Here is a 7815-nt window from a genome sequence, read left to right as displayed (position 1 = left end):
CCCTACAGCGCCGCAGGGTGAGCGCCGTTGTACGTCACGGGCCCCAGGGTCGGCGCCTGACGGCCCAGGGCGCCCGGCTCGCAGGGGGCACCTCTGGCCGCCGCCGCGGCCTCACCATCACGCGGGGGCCGGCTGTGGCATCTCCAGTACCCCGGCGACCTTGTCCGCCAGCTCCGCGATGTGTGGCGGCAGGTAGTGGTCGAGCGCGTCGATGTCGTCGCACAGCCGGGCCGTCAGCCCCTGCAGCACTGCCTCCATGAACAGCTCTTCCGGGTCCTGCGCCTCCCGCGCGTGCTCAGCGGTGCGCTGCCCCCACCGGTGGGGCGCGCTTTCACCGCCGCCTTCGGGAGCTTCCTCACCGAGCAGGCCGGCCGGGTGCGCCCGCACGGCATCTTCCGGCCGTGCCGCTCGGCTGCGCTGCTGCCCGGATCTGGAGGTACGACGCGAGGGTGTCGGTGGCCGTGCCGGTGCGCTGGCCGTAGGCGGTGATCAGCAAGGCCGCCTTGTCCAGCGTGTCGGGGGCGTCCGGGGCGCGGTACAGCGCCCATCCGCTCCCAGCTGTGCGCCTGGTCGGGTTCGGTGTACCGCGGCACCTGCCAACACTTCGGGGCCGCCTCGAAGCCCAGCTGGTGCACCGCCCGCCGCCGCAGCGGCTCGGGCATCGGGGTGATGTCCATGGCCCGTACGCCATGCGGGCCGGCCGGCACTGGTGTGACCGCGAGAGGCTGCCGCAGGTCGGCGAGTCGCTCATCACCTGGGCGGCGATCACTGATGGCCCGCCGCCTCACCCGCACAACCGTCCGGAAGACGGCCCCGGTCGTCCCCGTGGTCATGCCGGCCGCGGCCTGACCACCATCGGTCCCGTCGTCGTCAGGCCGCCGATCCCCTGCTCCTCCGCGGAGCCAGCGCTCCGGCTCTGGCCGGAGTGCTGACGCCAGCGCAAGAACGTCTCGACGGGGTTACTCCCTGGCTGCGCACGGGGGTCTCGTGGTGGAACGTGCCGGACCTGTTCGGAACATAGCAAACGGTGCATGACTGCCATTCCTGGCACCACCGAGTCCCGGCCGTTCAGCACACCACGGTCAGCGCCCCCGCAGCCGGCCCCCGACGCCGCTTAGGTCCCGGAGTGTGCCGGAGGTGCTCTTGGGCAAGGAGGGAACGTTGGAGCCGACGATGTCGGCGGTGTCATCGACGCGGTTATTGATGTCGCGGAGGACATTGCCCAGCTCGACGGCCCGAGCAGGCGAGGCCAGTGAAATCGTGCCTAGCGGAAGAAGGACACCTGCCGCAAAAGCAGCGACCCATCGGCGAACGCCGTTCATGAGATCCCTCCCCAGTGCGTCGGTGCAGAGAGCGAGTTCACTGGCAGCATTCCCGCTCATAGTCGGTGTACGGATTACCGTAAGGGGCGGCCGGAAGCCATTCAGGAGCGCATGAAAACCAGTGCGGGCCTGCTACGGCTCGACGGCCGGAACATTCCCGTCAGACACGCCCTAGGGCCCTGGCCACAGGCCCGACCTCTCACATGGTGCCAGCCTGCCGTCGCCGCGAGCCGCCGACCTCGAAAACAGGCACGTAAAGATGTGCAAGTTATGTGCAAGTTGCATTTATTCGATGAGATCGGCCCCCGCGTACGCGAGGAAGATTCACCCGCCCGGGCATCGCCTCGCTCCGCTGACACCACCCCACCCACTCACCCACGATGCCCCGGGGCCGGGCGCTGTCCGGCTCAACGGCCGGACAGCAACACCGCCATGTCCACCACCGTCGGGGTGCATGCGTCCGGGGTGTCCCCCGAAGGGGTCACCGGCGGCATGGGGATGCCCTGTGCGGACAGGCTTATCAAGACATTGTCGGCCGAGTCTGGGATGGGGGGCGGGTTGTGCGCACACGAAAGAGGGCGGCATCGGCTGTCGCGGGAGCGATCTGTGCTCTGCTCGTGGGAATGGCCAACGCGAGCACTGCAGCTGCTGCTGGTCCCGTCAACGATCTCACCTACGGGCTGTCGTGCTACGCGGACCAGGAAGTGGAGAGCGTGGCCAAGGCGAACGCCCCAGAGCTAGCCGAAGTATTTGCTTTGATGGACCCCGCGTTGTGCTGAACCTGAATCCAGTGTGGGCCAGCGCGAGTGTCGTGCGACCTGGGGTCTCTGGCACAGCCACGCCAATCCGGATTTCATGAGCACCGAGAAGAAGGACGAAAGCAAGCCGCCGCGTCAAGGCGGCCACCAGGGACGAAACCATCGAACAGCGCTGACCGCGAGAAGGAATCCCCTCTCGCTCGCACGGCGAATCAACACGTGCCCCGGGGACTGTCACGGCCCCGGGGTCTTTTACAGGCCCGCGTGCGGTCAAGCTGAGCGACAGCTCAGGCCCATTCGATGCCGAGCTCCCGGCGTGCGTCCCGCTGCTCTTGGGCAAGCCTGGTCGGACGCCCCCGGCGGGGACCTGCGGGGGAGGGCGCGATGCGCTGGCAGCGTTCCCCACCGGCCTGGATCTGGCACCCACTCCACATGCCACTCGCTCAACGAGACCCCTCCTGATGCGCTTGAACACACCAGATCATCAGGGAAGCGATCCTTGGCGTCATTACCGGCACCCTCGCCCGCCCCCACATCCTCGTCCTGGGCCGCTACGACGACACCGGCCGGCTGCGCCCGGTCGGCCGTACCGTCCCGCTCAAGTAGGCCGCCGCCCGCCAGCTCGCCGAACACCTCCGCCCCGCCGGGGCCGACCATCCGTGGTCCGGTGCGCGGTTCACCGCCGCGTGGGGCAGCCGCGAGGCCCTCGATGTCACCCTGGTCGTGCCGGAGCTGGTGGCCGAAATCGAGGCCGACACCGCGATCGACCGCGGCGGCGTATGGCGCCACCCGCTGCGTCACACCCGGCTCCGGCTGGATGTCGCGGTCACCGATGTCCCGCCCTTCGGAACAGGCGTCGAGCCTGCCAGCGGGTGACCGCCTCCTTCTGCCAGATCGCCCGCCCGTGCCCTCCCAGTCAGCTCGAAGACACCGGGCGTGCTGCGGGCGCCCTTCACGCGGAGGCCGGTGTGAAAGCGCCCGCCTCCGGTGCGCAGGTCGTCGACGAAGGCGTTGACGACCTGGCGGAGCGGCGGCGCTGGGCGGGGTGAGGCGGTGGAGGTCGGCGGTGAAGCGGGGCTGGCCGGACCTCTGGCGGCCAGGGGGCGCACCCCTTCGCTCGGTAGAAGAGGGCGCTGTAGGCGTAGGTGCTGCGGCGTGGCCCGGGATGGGAGGAGGCCAGCCCCGAGCGAGTACGCCGCACGGCTCGCGGCAGCCCAGCGGCACGGGGAGGAGCGGGCCGCCGCCTGGCTCGCCGCCGAATGCCAGGCCGACGCACAGGCCGAGGCCAGTACCAGTCGCTGGCACTGCTCCCAGGTGATCGGGCCACAGCCCACGCACGGGACCGTCGCTGTTGCATGCGAGTTCGGCAAGACAGTCAGGTGCCGTGCCCTCAAACGATTGGCACAGGTGATCCGTTAATCGCCTGAGTGGATGAGATTGAGGGATGGACTGTCACGCCCCCATTTCCCTTGTGCTGCTCTGGGGTAGTGCCCCGTAGCTCGGCGTCGTCGGTACTGCAGGGGCTAGCTGAGGAGGCCATGGCATTGTCTCGATCGCTGGTCAAACGTATCTGGCGGCCGCTCGTAGCGGCCGCGATGGGCGTGTGTGCTGTCGCGGGCACGGCAGGCCCGGCGCCGGCTTCCACTCCCGCGGCTAAGGCGGCCCCTACGGGCTACCTGAATGTGCATCAGTGCGTGTACTCGGTCCCCGGCGATACCGCGACCACGGTGTTGCCGGGCTCGGCGAGTGGGTCCGCCGAGACCAATGTCTCCGACACCGCGGACACCTCCTTGAAGTGCGACAGCTACTTTCAGGCCTACCCCCTGAATCGGTTGCACTCCACGCTCCGTACGTTCGACCTGACCGCAGGCTGAGGGTTGCAGCCCCAGGTCGGGTGAGCCGCCGCAATCGGCTCTACAACAGGGAGTGGCCCACATGCGTCGTCCTCGCAGAACGTTCGTCGTCGGCATCCTCGCCGCGCTCGCAGCGATCCCGGCCTGCCTTCAGGGCACGGCATCAGCGATTTCCGGCGGTTCCGCGGCCAGCTACGTGCCGCCCGGCATGGTCTACCTCCAGGGGCAACGGCAAGACGGCACCTGGCACTACTGCGGCGGGGTGCTGGTCCGACCTCAGTGGGTGCTCACCGCCGCGCACTGCGTGGAGCAGGGCGGAATCACGAACAAGCAGGTGCTCGTCCGGACAGGCAGCACCAGTTCAAGCGGCGGCACCCAGCTCGGGGCGTCCCAGTCGGGCATCCACGTCAAGTGGGGGCAGGACATCGCGCTGGTGAAGCTGGACAGCTCGGCACCGTCGGGTACCGCGACCGCGACTCTCGCCCTCGCGCACGAGTACCCGGCGACAGGCGAGACCACGTACGCATACGGCTGGGGCGGCACCTCAGAACTGAGGTGGGCCGACCACAGAGTCAACTCGAATTGGTGCTCGGACGGGGCCGGGAATGGATACGGACTGTCCGCCACCGGTGGTAACGGCCACCTCGTTGCAGGCGACGCCGGTGGCCCCCTGTACAGCTCAAACGTCACCGACACCTCCGGCAAGGTGTACGGCGTGGCGTCGACCGTCGGCGGGGGGACTTCCTGTTTCGCCAGTGTCGGCAGCGCACGGCAGTGGATCGATAACACGCTGAGCGCAGGCTGACGGCAGCCGAAGTTGCCCGCACACGGCCGCAGGGACCCGATGCGCGAGGGGTCCTGCGGCCGTGTGCGAACCGTTGATGCATCCCGGTAACACTTCTCGACCGCCTCGAAGCCCAGCTGGTGCACCGCCCGCCGCAGCGGTCCGGCATCCGGGTGATGTCCATGGCCCGCACGCTAGAGGCACTGCGCACCCCGACACCCGGAGTAGTCGCGCTCGCTCATCCAGGTGGCCTACGACCGCGGGCGGCAGGCGACCGCGACCTGAAGGCCCCCTGCGGTCCAGCACGCGCTGCACCGCCGCGTGGGGCAGCCGAGAGGCGCTCGATGTCACCTTGGTCACTCCGGAGCTGGGTGCCGAAGTCGAGGCCGACACCGCGATCGAGCGGGGTGGTTGGCGGCATCTGACGCGTTTCGCTCGGCTGCGCGTGGAGGTCATGGTGGAGGACGTGCCTGTATTCGGTGGGGGCGTTGCGTCCGCCGTCGGGTGGCGCGCTGGTGCAGCGTCGGGTGCAATACGGTGTTGCAACATGCAGCGCGGGTTGCAGTGCTGACTTGCGTAATCGTTGTGCGATGCGGTCCTGTGTTGCGTGTTGCGTCCCGTGTTGCGCCCTGCTTTGGCGTACGTCTGTTCCTCGTCGCCGCTGCCGCCTAGCGTGAGCCTGGGTGAGTTTCACGGGGGCGTCACCGGCAGGCACTCTGGGCAGACCTCCCCCATGAGTAGCTCTCATGTCGGCCCTGGGTATCCTGTCTTGCTTCCGTCCGGCCTTGCCTGGAGCGCTGACGCCCGGGTGGTCGGTGAGGTCCTGGAGTTCATGGGGGCAGGCGCCGCGCGTTCCTTCGACGACGCCCGTTATTTGGCGCCGGCTTTGACGTGGCAGGTCGCCGCCGAGTTGGTCAGCGATTGTGTGACCACTGATTACCGCCCGGAGAACGTTCGGGCCCTGTGCCTGCTTTCGCCTTGGAGGCGGTGTGGGCCTGCCACGCGGCACTCGTCCAAGCCGCCGAGGGTGACGACGACGGTGTACGCCTGGTTGGCCTGTTGTTGTACTACCTCGACGGTGTCCACGGCATCGACCTGCGCGGCCTGATCGGCGTTGTGGAGAGAGTCCTTGCGGTGTTCAGTCTCGACCTGCCGGCTGTCCGCACGCTGGTGACCCACCTTGTGCTGAACTCAGAAGCTGGCCCGGAGTCATGGGCAGCGTGCGACGAAGTCCTGGCGGCATGGCGCAGGGCCGGTATCGCTTGAGTTGCTGGCCGCGTGTCCGGCCGGCTCGGTCATCGTTACAGCAGAATATGATCAGGAAACTTTCCTACACTGTCCTTGCAGCCGGAGCGCTCCTTGCTGCAGCGCCCTGTGCACAGGCCGCCCCCGCCCCGGCCCCCGCCCCGCGGGAAGCAGCGCAAAGCTATCCGTGGCGGAAGAAGATGCGGTCCGCGTACCGCGCCAGCACCCGCCCGTTCCACTCGTGGCCACCGTCCACGTTGCCCGAGCGCAGCAGGGGCGGAGTGATGCCGCGCGCCGCGAGCCGGCCCGCCGCCGTCGCCATGACCGCCTGCATCAGCGCGCTGGTCACCACGGTCGACGCCGGCGCGAAGGGCGCCTCGATGCCCTCGGCCGTCAGCTCCGCGTCCCCGACCGCGACCTTGCTGTCCAGCACCAGGTCGCAGTGGTCCTTCAGATACGTGCCCGAGACGTGCCGGGACTTCATGGCCTCCGCGTACGCCAGCGAGGTCACCCCGATCACCCGCAGCCCCAGGGCCCGCGCGTTCATCGCCATCTCCACGGGCAGCGCGTTCCGCCCGGACAGCGAGATGACGATCAGTACGTCGCCGGCCCGCACCGGGCTGGTGTCCAGTACGGCGCCCGCGAGCCCGTCCACCCGCTCCAGCGCGCTGCCGAGCGTGGCCGGCACCACGTCCACGCCCATGACCCCCGGCACGGTCAGCAGATTCGTCAGGGCCAGCCCGCCGGCGCGGTAGACCACGTCCTGCGCGGGCAGCGAGGAGTGCCCGGCGCCGAAGACGAAGAGCCGGCCGTCCGCGGCGACCGCGTCGGCGATCAGCGTCCCGGCCGCCTCGATGCCCGCCGACTCCTCGTCGCGCACGCGCCGCAGCAGCTCCGCCGCGGCATCGAAGAACTGCCCGGCCAGCGTGGGTTCGCTCATCGCCGCGGAAGGCCCTTTCCCTAGGTGTCCGGCAGGTATCGGGGCGGTGCATACCTGGTGGTGGCGCGGATCACGTTGCGGCCCGGACCACGGCGCTGTCAATACCGGGGCGGGCGGCGCGGCCCCGTTGTCGGTGGGATGCGTCAGAATTGATGCCAGGGCCACCGCACGAGCTATCGAGGGGCACGCATGTCCGGACTGATCGACACCACGGAGATGTATCTCCGCACCATTCTCGAGCTGGAGGAGGAAGGTGTTGTCCCCATGCGCGCCCGGATCGCCGAGCGCCTCGATCAGAGCGGGCCGACGGTCAGCCAGACGGTGGCCAGGATGGAGCGGGACGGCCTGGTCACCATTGCCGGCGACCGCCATCTGGAGCTGACCGAGGAGGGCCGCCGGCTGGCGACCCGCGTCATGCGCAAGCACCGGCTCGCGGAGTGCCTGCTGGTCGACGTCATCGGCCTGGAGTGGGAGCAGGTCCACGCCGAGGCGTGCCGCTGGGAGCACGTGATGAGCGAGGCCGTGGAGCGCCGGGTGCTGGAGCTGCTGCGGCATCCGACGGAGTCGCCGTACGGCAACCCGATCCCCGGCCTGGAAGAGCTCGGCGAGAAGACCGAGGCCGACCCCTTCCTGGACGAGAACATGGTCAGCCTCGTCGACCTCGACCCGGGCACCGAGGGCAAGACCGTCGTCGTACGGCGCATCGGCGAGCCGATCCAGACGGACGCCCAGCTGATGTACACCCTGCGGCGGGCCGGGGTGCAGCCCGGTGCCGTGGTGAGCGTGACGGAGTCGCCCGGCGGGGTGCTGGTCGGCAGCGGTGGCGAGGCCGCCGAACTGGTGGCCGACATCGCCTCCCACGTCTTCGTCGCCAAGCGCTGAGGCGCTGAGGCGTGGCGGCACTGAGGTGCCG

6 protein-coding genes are annotated in these 7815 nt (G+C 69.3%); 4 read left to right on the top strand and 2 right to left on the bottom strand.

The annotated features are described in order from the left end of the window. Window positions 1–117 precede the first annotated feature (117 nt). Entirely contained in the window at window positions 118–258 is a 141-nt protein-coding gene (locus ACSNOD_RS25370; protein ID WP_436769369.1) for a hypothetical protein, read from the bottom strand. A 2545-nt stretch (window positions 259–2803) separates the two neighbouring features. Here ACSNOD_RS25370 and ACSNOD_RS25365 point away from each other — a divergent pair. The 3 genes from ACSNOD_RS25365 (at window position 2804) to ACSNOD_RS25355 (ending at window position 5983) form a co-directional block, all read left to right on the top strand. Then, complete coding sequence (locus tag ACSNOD_RS25365) at window positions 2804–2956, top strand: hypothetical protein (protein ID WP_436769368.1); 153 nt, start codon at window positions 2804–2806, stop codon at window positions 2954–2956. A 1059-nt stretch (window positions 2957–4015) separates the two neighbouring features. Continuing rightward, the gene (locus ACSNOD_RS25360; RefSeq protein ID WP_436769367.1) at window positions 4016–4738 is read left to right on the top strand and encodes a S1 family peptidase; all 723 of its coding nucleotides are present in this window, start codon (window positions 4016–4018) and stop codon (window positions 4736–4738) included. 942 nt (window positions 4739–5680) lie between these two features. Further along, complete coding sequence (locus ACSNOD_RS25355) at window positions 5681–5983, top strand: hypothetical protein (RefSeq protein WP_436769366.1); 303 nt, start codon at window positions 5681–5683, stop codon at window positions 5981–5983. Between the two features lie 160 nt (window positions 5984–6143). Here ACSNOD_RS25355 and ACSNOD_RS25350 read toward each other — a convergent pair whose 3' ends face one another. Next, complete coding sequence (locus tag ACSNOD_RS25350; RefSeq protein ID WP_436769365.1) at window positions 6144–6902, bottom strand: SIS domain-containing protein; 759 nt, start codon at window positions 6900–6902, stop codon at window positions 6144–6146. Between the two features lie 189 nt (window positions 6903–7091). Here ACSNOD_RS25350 and ACSNOD_RS25345 point away from each other — a divergent pair, with 189 nt between their 5' ends. Next, on the top strand, window positions 7092–7784 hold the full coding sequence (locus ACSNOD_RS25345) for a metal-dependent transcriptional regulator (protein ID WP_436769364.1): 693 nt from the start codon (window positions 7092–7094) through the stop codon (window positions 7782–7784). Window positions 7785–7815: the final 31 nt, after the last annotated feature.

This window comes from Streptomyces sp. URMC 123 (assembly GCF_051386515.1).
Classification (GTDB): Bacteria; Actinomycetota; Actinomycetes; order Streptomycetales; family Streptomycetaceae; genus Streptomyces.
The sequence above is the reverse complement of the archived record's forward strand: the minus strand, read 5'-3'. Positions and strand labels throughout refer to the sequence as shown.

Excerpts from the sequence above, each read along its gene's own strand:
- ACSNOD_RS25370 (WP_436769369.1), bottom strand. The coding sequence starts at position 258 with ATGGAGGCAGTGCTGCAGGGGCTGACGGCCCGGCTGTGCGACGACATC.
- ACSNOD_RS25360 (WP_436769367.1), top strand. The coding sequence starts at position 4,016 with ATGCGTCGTCCTCGCAGAACGTTCGTCGTCGGCATCCTCGCCGCGCTC.
- ACSNOD_RS25350 (WP_436769365.1), bottom strand. The coding sequence starts at position 6,902 with ATGAGCGAACCCACGCTGGCCGGGCAGTTCTTCGATGCCGCGGCGGAG.
- ACSNOD_RS25345 (WP_436769364.1), top strand. The coding sequence starts at position 7,092 with ATGTCCGGACTGATCGACACCACGGAGATGTATCTCCGCACCATTCTC.